The organism is Paenibacillus sp. 8b26, assembly GCF_050626875.1.
In the GTDB taxonomy this organism is placed as follows: Bacteria; Bacillota; Bacilli; order Paenibacillales; family Paenibacillaceae; genus Paenibacillus.
In genome coordinates, this window is the sequence record NZ_CP192445.1 from 3,169,218 (window position 1) to 3,185,427 (window position 16,210).

At 47.4% G+C, this 16,210-nt stretch carries 17 protein-coding genes; all 17 read right to left on the minus strand.

The window, feature by feature from the left end:
• Nucleotides 1-74 precede the first annotated feature (74 nt).
• The 17 genes from ACQ4MX_RS14505 to ACQ4MX_RS14585 all read right to left on the minus strand — a co-directional run bounded on the left by ACQ4MX_RS14505 (nucleotide 75) and on the right by ACQ4MX_RS14585 (nucleotide 16,207).
• Nucleotides 75-482 carry a 3-hydroxyacyl-ACP dehydratase FabZ family protein gene (locus tag ACQ4MX_RS14505; protein WP_431085601.1) on the minus strand — a complete coding sequence of 136 codons (408 nt, stop codon included), beginning with the start codon at nucleotides 480-482 and terminating at the stop codon, nucleotides 75-77.
• Between the two features lie 4 nt (nucleotides 483-486).
• Nucleotides 487-1,728, minus strand: a complete 1,242-nt coding sequence (fabF, locus tag ACQ4MX_RS14510; protein ID WP_431085602.1) for a beta-ketoacyl-ACP synthase II — start codon at nucleotides 1,726-1,728, stop codon at nucleotides 487-489.
• Nucleotides 1,729-1,751: 23 nt separating this feature from the next.
• Nucleotides 1,752-3,452, minus strand: a complete 1,701-nt coding sequence (locus ACQ4MX_RS14515; protein ID WP_431085603.1) for a thiamine pyrophosphate-binding protein — start codon at nucleotides 3,450-3,452, stop codon at nucleotides 1,752-1,754.
• Entirely contained in the window at nucleotides 3,449-4,042 is a 594-nt protein-coding gene (locus ACQ4MX_RS14520; protein WP_431091341.1) for an aldehyde dehydrogenase family protein, read from the minus strand. Before ACQ4MX_RS14520 ends, ACQ4MX_RS14515 begins: the two co-directional genes overlap by 4 nt.
• A gap of 6 nt (nucleotides 4,043-4,048) precedes the next feature.
• Entirely contained in the window at nucleotides 4,049-4,672 is a 624-nt protein-coding gene (locus ACQ4MX_RS14525) for a hypothetical protein (RefSeq protein ID WP_431085604.1), read from the minus strand.
• Nucleotides 4,673-4,716: 44 nt separating this feature from the next.
• The gene (locus ACQ4MX_RS14530; RefSeq protein WP_431085605.1) at nucleotides 4,717-6,177 is read right to left on the minus strand and encodes an AMP-binding protein; all 1,461 of its coding nucleotides are present in this window, start codon (nucleotides 6,175-6,177) and stop codon (nucleotides 4,717-4,719) included.
• 12 nt (nucleotides 6,178-6,189) lie between these two features.
• Nucleotides 6,190-6,960: an enoyl-ACP reductase FabI gene (gene fabI / locus ACQ4MX_RS14535; RefSeq protein ID WP_431085606.1), complete on the minus strand. Its 771-nt coding sequence runs from the start codon at nucleotides 6,958-6,960 to the stop codon at nucleotides 6,190-6,192.
• A 505-nt stretch (nucleotides 6,961-7,465) separates the two neighbouring features.
• The gene (locus tag ACQ4MX_RS14540; protein WP_431085607.1) at nucleotides 7,466-7,993 is read right to left on the minus strand and encodes a hypothetical protein; all 528 of its coding nucleotides are present in this window, start codon (nucleotides 7,991-7,993) and stop codon (nucleotides 7,466-7,468) included.
• Nucleotides 7,994-8,293: 300 nt separating this feature from the next.
• Nucleotides 8,294-9,631 (minus strand): TrkH family potassium uptake protein, encoded by a 1,338-nt coding sequence (locus tag ACQ4MX_RS14545; protein WP_431085608.1) that lies wholly within the window; start codon nucleotides 9,629-9,631, stop codon nucleotides 8,294-8,296.
• A gap of 86 nt (nucleotides 9,632-9,717) precedes the next feature.
• Nucleotides 9,718-11,244: a lysine--tRNA ligase gene (gene lysS, locus ACQ4MX_RS14550; RefSeq protein ID WP_192512571.1), complete on the minus strand. Its 1,527-nt coding sequence runs from the start codon at nucleotides 11,242-11,244 to the stop codon at nucleotides 9,718-9,720.
• Nucleotides 11,245-11,353: 109 nt separating this feature from the next.
• On the minus strand, nucleotides 11,354-11,830 hold the full coding sequence (gene greA, locus ACQ4MX_RS14555) for a transcription elongation factor GreA (protein WP_137061121.1): 477 nt from the start codon (nucleotides 11,828-11,830) through the stop codon (nucleotides 11,354-11,356).
• A 214-nt stretch (nucleotides 11,831-12,044) separates the two neighbouring features.
• Nucleotides 12,045-13,073 carry a tRNA dihydrouridine synthase DusB gene (gene dusB, locus ACQ4MX_RS14560; RefSeq protein WP_431085609.1) on the minus strand — a complete coding sequence of 343 codons (1,029 nt, stop codon included), beginning with the start codon at nucleotides 13,071-13,073 and terminating at the stop codon, nucleotides 12,045-12,047.
• Nucleotides 13,074-13,119: 46 nt separating this feature from the next.
• A complete protein-coding gene (locus ACQ4MX_RS14565) occupies nucleotides 13,120-13,320 on the minus strand; it encodes a helix-turn-helix domain-containing protein (RefSeq protein WP_431085610.1) in 201 nt (66 codons plus the stop codon).
• Nucleotides 13,272-13,820, minus strand: a complete 549-nt coding sequence (gene folK, locus ACQ4MX_RS14570) for a 2-amino-4-hydroxy-6-hydroxymethyldihydropteridine diphosphokinase (protein WP_192512569.1) — start codon at nucleotides 13,818-13,820, stop codon at nucleotides 13,272-13,274. The genes ACQ4MX_RS14565 and folK overlap by 49 nt, the downstream gene beginning before the upstream one ends.
• A gap of 9 nt (nucleotides 13,821-13,829) precedes the next feature.
• Entirely contained in the window at nucleotides 13,830-14,192 is a 363-nt protein-coding gene (gene folB, locus ACQ4MX_RS14575; protein WP_007428051.1) for a dihydroneopterin aldolase, read from the minus strand.
• 255 nt (nucleotides 14,193-14,447) lie between these two features.
• Nucleotides 14,448-15,314, minus strand: a complete 867-nt coding sequence (gene folP, locus ACQ4MX_RS14580; protein ID WP_431085611.1) for a dihydropteroate synthase — start codon at nucleotides 15,312-15,314, stop codon at nucleotides 14,448-14,450.
• Nucleotides 15,311-16,207, minus strand: coding sequence for an aminotransferase class IV (locus ACQ4MX_RS14585; protein ID WP_431085612.1), 897 nt, complete (start codon nucleotides 16,205-16,207; stop codon nucleotides 15,311-15,313). Before ACQ4MX_RS14585 ends, folP begins: the two co-directional genes overlap by 4 nt.
• Between the last annotated feature and the right edge of the window lie 3 nt (nucleotides 16,208-16,210).

The following is a 16,210-nucleotide window of genomic DNA, read 5'->3' on the forward strand; positions in this document are numbered from 1 at the left end:
TGATGTGAATATCCTCCCGCTGCACCTGGCAGTCAGGAGGACAAAAGGACAGTTTAACGTGCGCTTCCACCCCGTCATTGATCCAGTGAAACAATTTCTTCCGCCTCAACCACCAATCGATCCCCTACGGAGGCCCGACCGCTTCCGAGAATATAGCCCCGCCGACGCTTGATCACTTCAAAATAGAGATCAATTCGGTCCCCAGGCTTCGCCAAGCTGTGGAATCGAATTCCATTGAGGCTAGTCAGGTATGAAATACCTTTTTTATCAATTGCAGCGAATGCCGCTAATTGTGCAAGCGACTCCACAATCAACATAGGAGGCATGTATGGGTTAGTGTCTGTAATGAACCACTCACTCCAGGTGACAAGCTTGTACCCCTTCGCCCATTGCGATGTTTCGTACCCAGTCACGCCATCCAGCAGAAGAAACGGGTACCTGTGCGGAAGCACATCCGGGATATGGATTAGCTCTTCGCTCACAGGCTTATACCCCTTCCCACTTGCGAACAGCAAGACAGACGTTGTGCCCCCCGAAACCAAATGAATTGCTAATCGCCGCACGGACCTCGCGTTCCTGATATACATGCGGCACAAAATTCAATTCAGGAGCTTCAGGATTGTCGCAATTGAGTGTCGGTGGTACTTTGCTGTGAATCATGCTCTGCACAGTCGCAATTAATTCGACTGCCCCTGCACCGCCCATTAAATGACCAGTCATGGATTTAATAGACGATATCGCCAAACGGGGGGCATGCTCCCCGAATACTTTTTGAATAGCATTAATCTCCATACGATCATTAAATGGCGTACTCGTACCGTGGGCATTGACATAGTCGATTTCCTGCGGTGTCAAGCCACCATCCTGCAGTGCGATGTTAATCGCTTCTGCCGGGCCGGAGCCAGAGGGATCTGGAGCCGTGATATGATACGCATCGGTTGTACATCCGTAACCTGCAACTTCGGCCAAAATGGTGGCCCCTCGGTTCAAGGCATGCTCCAGCTCCTCCAGCACCAAGACCCCTGCTCCTCCACCGATGACGAATCCATCGCGGTCCACATCAAACGGGCGACTGGCCTTCTGCGGCTCCTCATTTCGTCTGGAAAGAGCATGAATATTCGCAAAAGATGCCAAATCAAGCTGACTAAAATTGGCTTCTGCTCCTCCAGCGACCACAACATCTGCCGTGCCGTACTGGATCGTACGTAATGCCTCACCAATGGCATTGCTTCCTGTGGCACAAGCCGTAACCACAGCAAAAGAAGGTCCCTTGGCTCCGATAGCAATGGAGATTTCGCCAGGCGCAGAATTAATCATCATCGAGGAAACAAAATAAGGAGAAACCCTTTTGGGGCCAAGCTCTGTTAATTTCCTGTAGTTCTCCTCTATGACGTCGAGGCCTCCTGCTCCAGAGCCGACAATAACACCCACGCGGCCTGCATTCCGCTCGTCAATCACTAATTTCGATTGCTCGACTGCCTGACGGGCAGCCGCCAAGGCAAATTGGGTAAACTGTGCTACTTTATTAGCTTCCTTCTTGCTCATATATTGCAACGGATCAAAGCCTGTAACCTGTGCGCCAATCTTCGTCGGAATGTCCGCTGTATCAAAAGCAGTGACAGGTCCGATTCCGCTCTTTCCTTCCAACAGTGAATTCCAGAAATCTGAAAGATTAAGCCCAACCGGCGTTACGACTCCCTGTCCTGTCACCACAACACGTCTTCTCACTGTACCCACGTCCTTCGCTGAAATTAATTCTTGGAAGCCTGTTGCTCGTAGAGAGGAAAGTCGCCATACACATGACTGATTTTCTCATGCACATCCGCAAGATCAGCATATACCTCGACGACCACAAGCTTGTTCTCCTGATACTTTTGCCAAGCAAGCTGAAGCTGTTCCCGTGCCTCTCCCTTACTCCGAATTGCAAGGCTTTCCACAAACTCATACTGGGGAATTTGAATTCCTGTCTTAGCCGCCTCAGAAACAAACGGGAGGGACTGTCCTGCGAGATGCTTATAATTCATCTGATTCTGCAACCAACCATAGCCACCATTATTGAGTACGAGATAGATTAACGGTATTTGATACTCCACCGCCGTCATAAAATCCGAACAGAAGAGATTGAAAGCACCGTCACCTACCAGTGCCACTACTGGACGTTGTGTTGCCACGCTTGCTCCCAGAGCAGCCGCCGCACCGAATCCAAGACTCGTTTGATCACTAGGAACAATCGAAAGAGAGCCGTGGGCAAAGCGGAAATATGGATAAAAATAGGACCACATATCCTGTAATCCATTCTCTTGAAGGAGCACCAGATTTTCAGGAAACTCCGTCTGAATCATGTCCAGCAGTTCTGGAACGTGGATTCCAGGAGCTTTTTTCAGCTCCTCCAGATGAATAGCCCGGTTAGAAAAAGCCTTCTCTTTACAGTTCCTGATCGTTTCAATCCACACTCCATCAGGCTTCTGCCCGCGCCGTTCAAGCCACTGTTCCACCGCTGCATATCCATCACCAAGTACCTTGATACCCCTGTATTCGTGTGCAAAATCCTCCAGATTTACATTGACTTGAATTAAAGGTGTATCCTGTAGCAAAATATCCCACTCGAAAGTAGCCGTCTCTTCCAAGCGGCTGCCCAGCGTGATCACCACATCAGAATCCTTCCAGATTTGTCTTAGACTAAGATCCGTATAGAGTCCCGCAACACCACAGAAGAGTTCGTGGTCTTCATCAACCACACCCCGTCCCGAGGCGGTTGCGAACAAGGCCGCTCCATGTTGGTTAGCAAACCGCTCAATCACATCACCTGTACCTGACTTCATTCCGCCTCCGACTAGAATGAGTGGCCTGCGGGCGTTCTCAATAATTCCCCACGATGCATCCAACTCCCGACGAGACGGAGAGCACGACAGCTTTTCTGGTGGGGTAAACTGAAACCCTGTTGACACAGGCTGGTCCATCAGGTTTTCGGGTAGTTCGATATAGACAGGACCCGGTGCTCCATTGATCGCCAAAAAGGCTGCCCGCTCCATCGCCCATACAAGCCGATCTACATGCTCGACACGATAAGCCCATTTTACAAGCGGCTTCACGAGTGAGATTTGATCGGCTTCCTGAAAGGATCGGGTACCCAGCTTGTCCCCTCCGGTGCCAAGCGCCAAAAGTAAAAGCGGAGCACCAAGGTTCTTCGCTTCCAGCAGCCCCGTGAGTGTATTACTAAGCGCAGGGCCTTTACCTACAACACATACGGACATCTGGTTGGTTGTGAGTGCATAGCCTGCTGCCATGAACACAGCATTACGCTGATCTTTGCACAGAATAAAATCCATACCCGACGAAGGGAGTGACGATACGATATTGAGATCATCACTTGGTAATCCAAAGAGATGCCGAACTCCAGCCGTTTTTAAGTAGCCAATGATGGCATCCCAAGGGAATAAACTCGCAGTCATACCAAACTCCTCTTTTCCGACAAATATTCTGCGACAATTTCTGAAATCAAAATGGGCTTCGAAACGAGCTTAAAATCGTAAAAAATATAGTTCGACATCGTGCCATAGCCACCAAAGGGCTTATTGCCCTGATCCACATCCTCAAGCGTCTCATTAATGGTCAGCGTGTGCTTCTTTCGCAGGACGTCGGTCAGGTGATCAGACCCGTATAAGCTGCAGCCCATCGCACGTTCACTGAAATAGCTGGAGGAAATACGCTTGATTAGCTGCTCGTCGTCTCGGTAGCTAACCACGTTGAAGACCGGTGAAAAATACTCAATAATCTCCAAATCCTGATCTAGCTCGCTATATACAATCGTCGGCTCCATCTTTTTCGTACGGAAATCAATGCCACCGCCGTAAATAATAAACTTATCGTTCGTATTAAAATATTCCGAAACCGAATACAGCGTGTCTTTATAGAAAATAGGGGAGTAGCTCGCGTTCGGATCATTGTTGGCTCCAAACACCAGTTGGTCAAGCCGCTCAATTAGCAAGTTTTTAAAATTCTCCGTCACATCTTGATGCACCAGAATGATGTCGGGTCCCAGGCAGTCCTATCCAGAATTGAACAATCTCATTCGGATCACATCGGTAACCGCCAGCTCCAGATCGGCATCAGGTCCAATGATGAAAGGATTTATCCCTTGTCCGTAAAAGATGTAGAGCTGTTCTTTTCGAATCTGTTTTTTGATTTTCTCCGCATTGGTATAGCTACCCGTGAACACCACAATATCAGCTGGCAAAACGGAATTTTCCATGAAAACTCTCTGGCTAACCTTACGAATATAAATGGGTAATCCATGTACAGCCTGAAGCTTTTCATGCAGCATGTTGACGTACTCGTTTACGTGAGAAGAAGGACGAAAGTCTATATTCTCAACGTAAAGGGACGGAATCAAGAGGTATAATGCATAGGAATATAAAACGACGTTGGAAGGCATGAATACAGCCATAGAACGTTGCCAGCTTGGCTGATAGGTCTGCACTTCTTGCAGAGCACCTTGAAGTGTGAGGATCGTGGAGTCAATTTCTGCATTGGCGGCCCGATAGGATGAAAATTGCGTGAGAATATCCATCACTTCCTGCCGATTTTCAATCAAATAATTGAGGCACTTCAGAATAGATTCATGCCTTTCCAAAAACAGTGTGTTTTCTGCCAATTCTGGATTTATACTCATGGCACATTCTCCCTTTCCTATATGCGGTTTTGGTAAATATCTTGCTATACTTTGCGAGAAGCAACTTTCTCCAGGGCGATGCGCTCCATCTCCAGCCGATCTACTTTTCCATTGCGATTTAAAGGAAAATGGGCGAGCGGAAGCAAAAGATCGGGAAACATGTATGAAGGAAGTACCCGATTCATCTCTTTGCGGAGTACAGACAAAGCCTGCGAGGATTCGCTTTCGATGAATGCAACAAGCAATGTTCCTTTCGCCTCGTCCTCCAAGGTAATCACGCAGGATCGGTAACCTAGCGAACCAATCCGATCCTCGATATAGACCGGAGATACCATATAGCCCATCCGGTTGAACGTCTTACCGCTGCGACCAATGACATACAGCATTTCGTCATCCAGGTAGCCCAGATCGCCCGTCTTGAACCAGCCGTCCTGAAGAACCGACTGCGTCAGGTCTGGACGATTCAGGTAGCCTTCCATGCATCCGGCACTGCGTATCCACACTTCGCCTACGATGCCGTCCGCCTGCTGCTCGCCAGCAGCATCTAGTATTTTCAGATCCACACCCGGCAACGGCTTGCCACAACCTTGTGGACACTCCAGCGTCCCCAGCGTAACGTTGCCCAATTCAGAAAGACCGTAACCATTCAGCAAGGGCTGTCCAAATATGTTGTTAAATTTTTCTTCGAGGTCCTGGGTAAGTGGGGAACCGCCTACGCACCACATGCGCACCGGAGCTTCCTTGACCATTTCCAGTTGTTCGGGTTTTCGGTTTAGCATACGCAACAAGGTGTAAAAAGCAGAGGGGTTAGCGTCTACGACCGTCGCCCGGTCTTTTGTAATACTTGCAATGATGCTCCAGAGGTTTTTTGGATTGCAGATGATGAGAGAACATGAGGTTAACCACCAGGAGAAGATAAGTGAGATTCCATAAAAATGAGAGAAAGGCACAACGGGGAGCATATGGTCAGACGGTAGGTAGTTCATGGCGTGTATGGAATGCCTGATATTCTCCATAAAAGCTGAACCAGCTTTCACGATTCCCTTGGGTTTTCCCGTCGTACCTGAAGAATACAGAATGAGCGCATCTGGCCTCTCGCACCACTTGTTAAAGTCGAGGGCTTCAAGCTTTGGCTCTCCCACCCAATCCGGGTGTACTGCTTCTTCTTGAATCAGATCTTGAATCAGAATAACGAGAGCATGAGGAAGTTCTAAATCGGAATCCGTAAGGATGCAACAGGCACCCGCTTCATCATAGATTTGGGCCACCTCATCGAGCACAGTCTGCTCGTCCACCACAGTCACTGAAACAGCAATATTGCACAGGGAGAACAGAGACACAACAAACCAATAGGAATTGGCCGCTTTCAGAATCACTCTACCGTCTTCGGAAATTCCTCTAAGAGTCAACATCCGGGAGAAGATCGTAACGTCTCGCTCCAGACGCTCCCTAGTCATAATTCCTTCAGGTGAGATAATCCGGCAATCCGTATGCGTTATAAGCACAACGTTCCCTCCTTACATCCCCGTAATATGGTATCCAGCATCTACATGAATAACTTCACCCGTAATGCCTCTCGATAAATGGGAAAATAGGAATAACGCCGTATCTCCGACTTCGGACGTATCAACCGTCTTGCGTAGGGGCGTAGTTTCTTCAATATGTTTGAGCATTGTGTTAAAATCCTTAATGCCATAGGCAGCCAAGGTCCGTATCGGACCAGCAGAAATCGCATTTACACGAATGCCATATGTGCCCAGATCATTCGACAGATAGCGCATGCTGGCTTCCAGTGAAGCCTTCGCCACACCCATAACGTTGTAATTTTTGATCGCTCGTTCCGCGCCAATATACGTCATGGTGACGATACTTCCACCCTCTGTCATCAGTGGATATACTCGACGGGATACAGCAGCCAGAGAATAGGCACTGATTTCTTGTGCAACGGCGAATCCCTCGCGAGAAGTGTCAACGAACAAGCCATCCAAATCCTCAGCCTTAGCATAGGCGACACTGTGAAAATAACCATGCAACACGCCTACTTTTTCTTTTAGAAAATCCGCCAACGCATCAAGCTCTTCATTGCTTTGTACATTACAAGGACAGACCAGTGCTCCCGGAATGGTTTCAACGAGCTTTAGTACCCGCTCTGCAACCCTCTCATTTTCGTAAGTAAAAATGAGCTGTGCTCCTTCAGCAGCTAAAGATTGAGCTGTCCCCCAGGCAATACTTCTGTTATTAGCCACGCCCATAATCAAAATGTTCTTACCACTCAGCAGTGCTGCCACAGAAACCACCTTTCTTATTTACATTTTTCGACAAAAAAACAACTTAATTTCGTATGCCTACATATATAGACATATGTAATCTTTTCTGGAATATTATCATGTTAGTTGCCAAAGTTAAACAATCGACGTTTTACGCAGATTCAAGAATTCACCTAAAATTCATAAATATTTACAAGACATAAAATCATCTTATTACTCTCCTTCTTAAAAAGGTCAGGAGAACACATGATGCATGCTGTCTGTCAGCTCACGAAAAAATAATCTGAACTGCTTCTGTTGGTCTGTGTTCAAATCGGAAGGAATCCATACGAGTGAAAAGGTAGAGAGGCAAAAATGAGGTGACTGTCAAAGCGAGAGTAGTGTAAAGATATTATTTTTGGCTCCCCACAATAGCGACGGACTCAGCAAACTACCGGAAGTGACAACTTCATTTTTTACCATCAATGTCCCTTCCGATTTGAACATCCTGATTGATCGGTCTTATTTCATCCGAGTGTGCTGAGGGCTACGCCTTATTTTTCTTTGGAGCCAAAGTATAGCTAAAGGAAACAATAAAGTCGATTACCAGAACGATTGCCCATGTACTCATAATGCCTTCCAAGGAAACCGTACGCTGTGGATCATCTACATACACAATGATAACAAACAGCAGAGCGTTGCCGATGACCCAGCCCAACAGGTGAAGCAACCACCCCGTCCGTTCCTCTTTTGCATGAGCAGCGCCATATTTGCGTTCGGGCTTCGGCCCCTTGCCAAACCAATGAGAGAACCGCACATCTGCCCATTTAATTAACCTATGACCAAATGCCACCGTAATGCCAAGATAGCAAGCCGCCAGGCCAGTAGCAGTCGTAATCTCCATGCCGCTGCTCACCGTGATAAACACCGCAATCAGTAACAGGACATCAATAATAGGAGTACACAGTAAAAGAAGACCGCCTAATTTCTTTAAGCCAAACATATATCTTGCGATCAACCCTAAAACAACAAAAACCCAGAATAAAACTTCAGCACTAATAATGAATAAATACATAATAGATGATTCCTTTCAAATTAGAAATTGGTGTTTCCCTCAGCTATCCCCCTTCCATGCCCACTATCATACAATATTATACATAATATTCCTAGTATCTTGTCTATAATTACATAAAAGGAAACAAATAGCCTTTTTTCTACAAAAAAATAGTCTCTGTCAAGTCCATGGTGCCTCATTTTCTCAAATTGGATACTTTTCATGATATGCTGCACATTAGACGATGATGATGCAAAATGAAAAAAGATGCACCCGTGTCAATCAGCACGGGTGCATCTTTTATCTTTTTACACTATTGAGCTATCCAATTACGATATGCCCTTCGGGACGACGGTATAGCGTCTTGGTGGAGCGTGGACGAATGGCATAAGCGATCGTAAGCGGCCCAATTCTGCCAATGAACATGGTCACACAAATAATCAGCTTTCCCGCATCAGACAGTCCCGGGGTCACACCTACCGACATGCCCACCGTTCCGATCGCAGAGGCAGCCTCAAACGCAAGTGAGAGAAAAGGCGCATCCTCTGTCATTAAGAGCAGCACGACCACAATGGAGAAGATGAATAGCGCCAATACAATAATGGTCAGCGCACGCATCATAATATCTTTAGGAACCCGGTGGCGAAAGAACACAATTTCCTTCTGTCCCCGCATGACGGCAATTAGGGCGCCAACCATCAGCAGGAACGTAGTCGTTTTGATTCCTCCCCCGGTGGAGCCCGGAGAAGCACCGATAATCATCAGCAACATAATAAAAAACTGGCTGGCCTGCCTTAACCCGCTGATATCTACTGTGCTGGTACCCGATGATCGAGTGGAAACGGACTGAAAGACAGATGCGTACACTTTTTCTTCCCAGTTCATTGAGCCCAAGGTTCGTGCATTGGTAAACTCAAAAATAAATATGACCAGCGCACCAATCACAATAAGCCCACCCGACACACTTAACACCATTTTGGAGTGAAGACTCAGTCTCCGGGTGCGGCGAAAATCGAACAGATCACTTAGTACAAGAAAGCCCAATCCCCCTGAAATGACAAGCACGGATGCAATCATATTGAATACAAAGTCTCCGGAATATTGTTGGAAGCTGCTTCCGAACAGATCAAATCCTCCATTGTTAAACAAAGAAACCGAATGGAATATTCCATAATATATCGCTTGTCCGACAGGCATCTCCCTCATCCACCGCAAAGCCATGACTACAGCAGCTATCGCCTCAATGGTAAAAGAAAAAATCAGCACCTTGCGAATAATGCGCACAATTCCTTCCATGCTGTCGGCATTAATCGCTTCCTTTAGCAGCAGCCGATCTTTCAACGATAACCGTCGCCCCAACAGCAATGCAAACAAGGTCGCCAGGGTCATAAAACCCAGACCGCCCAGTTGCATCAGCACCATGATGACCGTTTCTCCAAACATCGTATAAGTTGAATTAACGTCTACTACGACTAATCCGGTGACACAAGCAGCGGAAACGGACGTAAACAGCGAATCAATCCAATGCGGAGCATGTCCACTATGATTGGAAATAGGAAGCATCAGCAGCAAAGTGCCCAATGCAATAATCAGCAAGTATCCGATGACCAATATAAAAGGAGGCGACGCAAACCGGGCAAGCTTGACGCTGCGTTTCATTAGAAGTTTTCTCTCCATCCGTTCTTATGAAAAAGAGGAACAAGACACGGGAAGCCCGGCTGATCCTCTATATTCATAATGTTATGTTATTCTACTGTACGGTTACGCATATGCGGGAAAAGCAGTACATCGCGAATGGAAGGAGCATCCGTCAGCAACATGACCAAGCGGTCGATGCCGATGCCCAGTCCGCCTGTTGGCGGCATGCCGTATTCCAAGGCACGGATAAAATCATCATCCATTTCATGAGCCTCGTCATTGCCATGCTCACGTTCCAGCAATTGTGCTTCAAAACGTTGACGTTGGTCAATCGGATCATTCAGCTCAGTGAATGCGTTAGCATGCTCACGAGCTACAACAAACAACTCGAAGCGATCCGTAAAGCGTGGATCTTGTTCGTTTCTCTTCGCCAATGGCGAGATTTCAACCGGATGCCCGGTAATAAAGGTCGGTTGAATAAGTGTTTCCTCTACGAATTGTTCGAAGAAGGCATTCAGAATATGTCCAAAGGTCATATGCGGCTCTACCGGCACTTTATGCTCTTTCGCAAGGCGATGAGCTTCTTCATTGCTCAATTGTGCGCCAAAATCCACGCCTGTTACTTCTTTAACCGCATCAACCATAGATACTCTGCGCCATTGCGGCGTCAGGTCCACTTCCTGGCCCTGATAATGAATACGCTGTGTGCCAAGCACTTCTTGCGCAATGTGAGCCACCATGTTTTCCGTCAATTGCATGATGTCCTGGTAGTCAGCATACGCTTCATACAGCTCAATCATCGTGAACTCAGGGTTATGGCGAGTGGAAATACCTTCATTACGGTAAACGCGACCGATCTCATATACTTTCTCCAATCCGCCGACAATCAGTCGTTTCAGATGAAGTTCAATGGCTATACGCATATATAGCTGCATGTCCAGTGCATTATGATGTGTAATAAACGGCTTGGCCGCCGCCCCGCCTGCAATGGAATGAAGTGTTGGCGTTTCAACCTCCAAATAACCGAGCGAGTCCAGATAACGGCGCATAGATTGAATAATACGGGAACGTGTAATGAACGTTTTTTGTACTTCCGGATTCATAACCAGATCGACATAGCGCTGACGGTAGCGCAGCTCAACATCCTTCAGACCATGATATTTTTCTGGCAATGGGTACAACGATTTGGACAATACCTCAAGGTCCAGCACCTTAATGGTGGTCTCGCCTGTTTTGGTCTTGAACAGTACGCCTTTAATCCCCACAATGTCGCCCAGATCCAAAATACCGAATGCTTTGTATTTGGCTTCCGGCACGGTATCTTGACGAACATAGATTTGAATACGTCCACTGAGATCCTGTACATGGGCAAAGCTGGCTTTCCCCATAACCCGTTTGGCCATAATACGGCCTGCAATGCTAATTTCAATATTCTTTTCTTCCAGTTCTTCCTTAGTCAGACTGTCATACTTGCTTAGCAGTACACCCGCCTCAGCTGTGCGTATGTATTTACGACCAAAAGGGTCAATGCCCAACGAGCGAAGCTCGTCCAATTTGGCGCGGCGAATTTGCAGCAGTTCGCTTAGTTCCTCACGATTTTCTTGAGGTTCCTGGTTAGTAGTTTCATCCGACATGGTGCTAAATCAGCTCCTTCAATATGAATAGACGGGCCGGGGTCCGTCCGGGTGTGAGAAAAAAAGCTTCCCCAAGGAAGCTTTTACATTCAATTCCAAAGTCCGTGTCTTATTTTTTGATATCCACGATTTTATATTGTATAACGCCTGCTGGAACGGTAACATCCACAACAGTTCCTTTTTTCTTACCAAGCATTGCCTTGCCAAGCGGACTTTCATTGGAGATTTTATTCTGTAGTGGGTCCGATTCGGCTGAACCTACGATCGCATACTCTGTAACATCTCCGAATTCCATATCCTCAACGGTCACGGTTGCGCCTACTCCCACAACATCAGTTTCAATTTCATCACTATTGATAATGCGGGCATTGCGTAGCATTTTTTCCAGTGTAATTACACGGCCTTCAATGAAAGCCTGCTCATTCTTCGCATCCTCATACTCGGAGTTTTCACTGATATCCCCGTATCCGATAGCTACCTTAATCCGTTCCGCCACTTCACGGCGTTTGACAGACTTCAAGTTCTCAAGCTCATCTTCGAGCTTTCTAAGACCTTCCTGTGTCAGAATGACTTCTTTATCGCTCATCTTAACCGATTCTCCTGTCATGGGAAAAGTTTAAAAGTGCATCGGAATGCACGCTTTCAAAACATAATATGCCACTCTGAGGGAATGAGAACATTTCCTGCTGTTGTCTTGAGAGCTGCATACAATTTGTAGCATACATCAAGATTTTATACTGAACGATTATAGGGCAAGTAATTGGAAAAGTCAATCACATACAGAGGCAGAAACAGCTTCCTTATTGCGCAACGGCGGCAGGAGAAACAGCCTCTGTGGAATGTTCATCATTTGCTACCGTGTGTAGTCCGGATACAAAGCCATCCAGAATACGTACCATATCATCACGTTTCGTTTCTTCCATAACAACGTCCTTAATACGTGCAGAGCCTCTAAGTCCTTTGAGGTACCAGGCCAGATGCTTACGCATTTCGCGGACAGCCACAGCTTCACCCTTCAATGCCACCAGACGGTCCATATGCAGAATGGCAATGCGGATTTTTTCTTCCGCTGAAGGATCAGGCAAAAGCTCACCTGTCTGCAAATACTCAATCGTACGGTACAGCATCCAAGGATTACCCAGAGCGCCGCGTCCGATCATAACACCGTCACAGTTGGTCAAATCCAGCATCCGGCGGGCATCTTCCGGTGTTGCCACGTCCCCGTTTCCGATTACAGGAATGGAAACTGCTTCTTTAACTTCTTTTATAATATCCCAGTTCGCATGTCCCGTATACAATTGCTCCCGTGTACGACCATGTACGCTGACAGCCTGCCCTCCGGCACGTTCTACGGCGCGGGCGTTCTCTACGGCATAAATATGCTCGCTGTCCCATCCAATACGCATTTTCACGGTAACAGGTTTGCTAACGGATTCCACGACTGCGGATACCATTTCATAAATTTTATTCGGATCAAGCAGCCAGCGGGCACCCGCATCACATTTGGTTACCTTGGGAACCGGGCAGCCCATATTGATGTCAATAATATCTGCGTTCGTCTCCTGATCCACAACCTTCGCCGCTTCCACCAAGGATTCACGGTCTCCCCCGAAAATTTGCAGACTGAGCGGCTTCTCGCGCTCATCTACGAACAGCATCTCACGAGTGCGCTTGTTACCGTGAATGATTGCCTTGTCGCTAACCATTTCTGCGCATACCAAGCCTGTGCCAAATTCCTTGGCAATCAGACGGAAAGCAGGGTTACACACGCCCGCCATCGGAGCCAGGACGACCTGGTTTTTCATTTCAATACCGCCGATTTTCAACATTCTCTGTTCACTCCTTTATTCATACTTGTATATGGTGTACTTATCGTCATTCCGTCAGTTCCCGGACTTCAATTTCTAGCGTTTGGGCAATAAGGTTCAGCATGTCAGGCTCTATTGTTCGGTTGCCCCGTTCCACAGCACCCAGTACGGCCAAGGATATGCCAGTTCGCTCAGCCAACTCCTGCTGCGTAAATCCTTTTAGCTTCCGAAAGGCGCGAAGCCGTTGTGCCAGCTGCATGTTTTCCAAAACTGTATGCCGTCCTTTCCATCCAATGATTTCAATGCGGTATGCACGATACTGTATAGGCCGGATGGATCTTGATTCGGAACGATATCAGCCAATGGGACAAGCACAAAAGCACGCTCCAGCATGCGGGGATGAGGAAGCTCCAAATCCGTTGTAGCGAGCTCCACCGCTTCCATCCATAACAAATCCAAATCAATGGTGCGCGGACCGTTAGGAATATGTCTTACTCGACCCAGACGGCTCTCTACTTCTAACATGAAGGTCAGAAGTTCTTCTGGAGCAAGTGTTGTGGATACGGCTGCTGTCATGTTTAGAAAAGAAGGCTGATCCAGATACCCGACAGGCTCTGTTTCGTACAGGCTGGAGCAACGCAGCACCCGTATACCCGGATGTTCGTCCAGCGCCGTGATGGCTTCATACAGGGTATGCTCACGATCCCCCAAATTAGCCCCTAAAGCAATATAAGCCTCTGATGCCTCAGAGGTCGAATGTGCGTTCATGTACCGTTCCTACTTTCTTGCGCGATAAAGCTCAACCGTCACGCCCTCAAAATGAATATCGAACGGCGGATGCGGCTTTGTGACTTTGACAGTCAGTGCATTGACACTAGTATAAGTGTCCAGTAAGGAAGATGCAATACGTTCGCCCAAAGCTTCAATCAATTGGTAAGATTCCTTTTCTACAATATCTTTAACGGTGTAATGCACCTCAGCGTAATTAACCGTTTTGTCCAATGCATCTTGCTCGCCCGCCTCACGCAGATCAAGCTCCAGTTCCAAATCAATGTAGAAACGCTGTCCCAGCTTGCGCTCTTCCGGAAAAACACCGTGATATCCATAATACTCCATGCGATGCAAAACCATTTTATCCATCGGTAATAAGCCCCTCTTTTTTAATTAAATTTTTTTATAATAAATTTTTTTCTGAAAATGCAGTGACTTTATGCAGGCAGTAGCGTAGCGAATTATTTGAATCCGAAGAAGCGTAGCGCTCGCCTGAAAGCTTTTCAAAGAAAAGCTACATCGTAAGCATATACCTAACGGGATTTTTACCTCTACATGCTTTACCAATTCAAAAAATCCCGTTGCAACAGCGATCGCAGGATCAAATCATTCATGCAGCGTCTTCTAACCATCATAATTCAGTGCATTTTTGGACCCGTACACCATCGCATCACACATCCGTACCGTGCGTTTGATTTGCGCAACATCATGTACACGCACAATCTGACAGCCTTGAGCAATGCCAAAGGCGACAGTAGCTGCTGTACCCTCAACTACATCATCTACAGGCAAATCCAGCGCTGTACGGATAAATCTTTTGCGTGACGTCGCTAATAACAGCGGATAACCCAACTGACTTAGCGTATCCAGAGAAGTCATAGCATGGATATTTTCGTCGTAATCTTTGGCAAACCCGATGCCGGGATCTAAAATGATCTGTTCCGCACGTACACCCGCATCCAGCGCCAATCCGATACTTCCTTTTAAATCATCAATCATATCAGGTATTAAATCGCTATAGTTACGGTCATGACGATTATGCATTAAAATGACAGGACAATCGAATTGTGAAGCTACATGTGCCATGTCAGGATCTGCCTTAAATCCCCACACATCATTGATGATATGCGCACCCGCTTCAAGGGCCTGCCGGGCTACTTCAGCTTTGTAAGTATCCACGGACAATGGAATGTGAGGAGCAATACGGTGAATAGCCTGTACTACCGGAATGACACGGGCCAGCTCTTCTTCCACACCTACCGGATCATGCCCCGGCCGGGTAGACTCCCCGCCAATATCAATAATATCGGCTCCATCCTCCACCAGTTTCAAGGCATGTAAAACAGCAATCTCCAGACTATTGTGCAATCCGCCATCGGAAAATGAATCCGGAGTCACGTTCAGTATACCCATCACCTGAGTGGCATTTCCGAGCGTAAGCTCGGCATCGCCCATCTGATAGCTTCGTCGGTAAATGGTCGGTATATTCAATTTATCCCTGCTTTCTCTCTGTAATCGTGTAACAGCAGAGCGGTTATGGAACCGGTCTGTGTCCGGGCATCGGATAACCGGTGCGTCGTTCCATCCGGCTCCAGCAACAGGTTCACAGACCGGATTTCCTGTATGGAATTCGTCATAAATATTTCATCAGCCAGTCGCAGCTCGTCCCAACGGTATAGACCCTGCTCACAGTGGACACCTCTCGCTTGCGCCAGCTCTAGAATGAGTCCACGTGTAATCCCTGACAGGATACCTGTGGACAGGTCTGGGGTGTACAGCGTACCGTTTCGGACAAAAAACAGGTTGCTGACCATTCCTTCTGCCAGGAAACCGTCTGCCGTAAGCATCATGCCTTCAGCCTTATGCTGGACGGCAGTGACGTACTGCTGAAGCTCTCGCTTGGCGAGAATGTTATTCATATAATGGAGCGACTTTAAACGAATCTCGCCCTCGGGCGTGTTTCTCGGAGTTCGCAACAACTGAAGCGCCGATACGGCAGTCGTTCCCACAGCTTCTATATGCGTAGCGGGTAACGGCTTGGCGAACAAAATATGGTTAGGACGCGTATAGTCACCAGACGGCAAGCCGAGTATCTCTTCGCCCGCAGACACGGTGTAGCGGATATATGCTTCGTTCAGACCATTCGCGACCATCAGACTGTGGATATGCTCGGTAAGCTGGTTCTTGTCCCGTTGAAAAGGAATGCCCAACATCTGGCAGCCCTCTGCCAGTCTGTGCAAATGGCGATCAAGCAGGAACGGAACTCCCTTGTAGGTACGGAAGGTTTCAAACAGGCCTATTCCGTACAAAAAGCCGTGATCACTTACGTGGATCACGGCATCTGCGGCTTCCGTGAGGACGCCATTGACTCCGATGTATTTCATGAA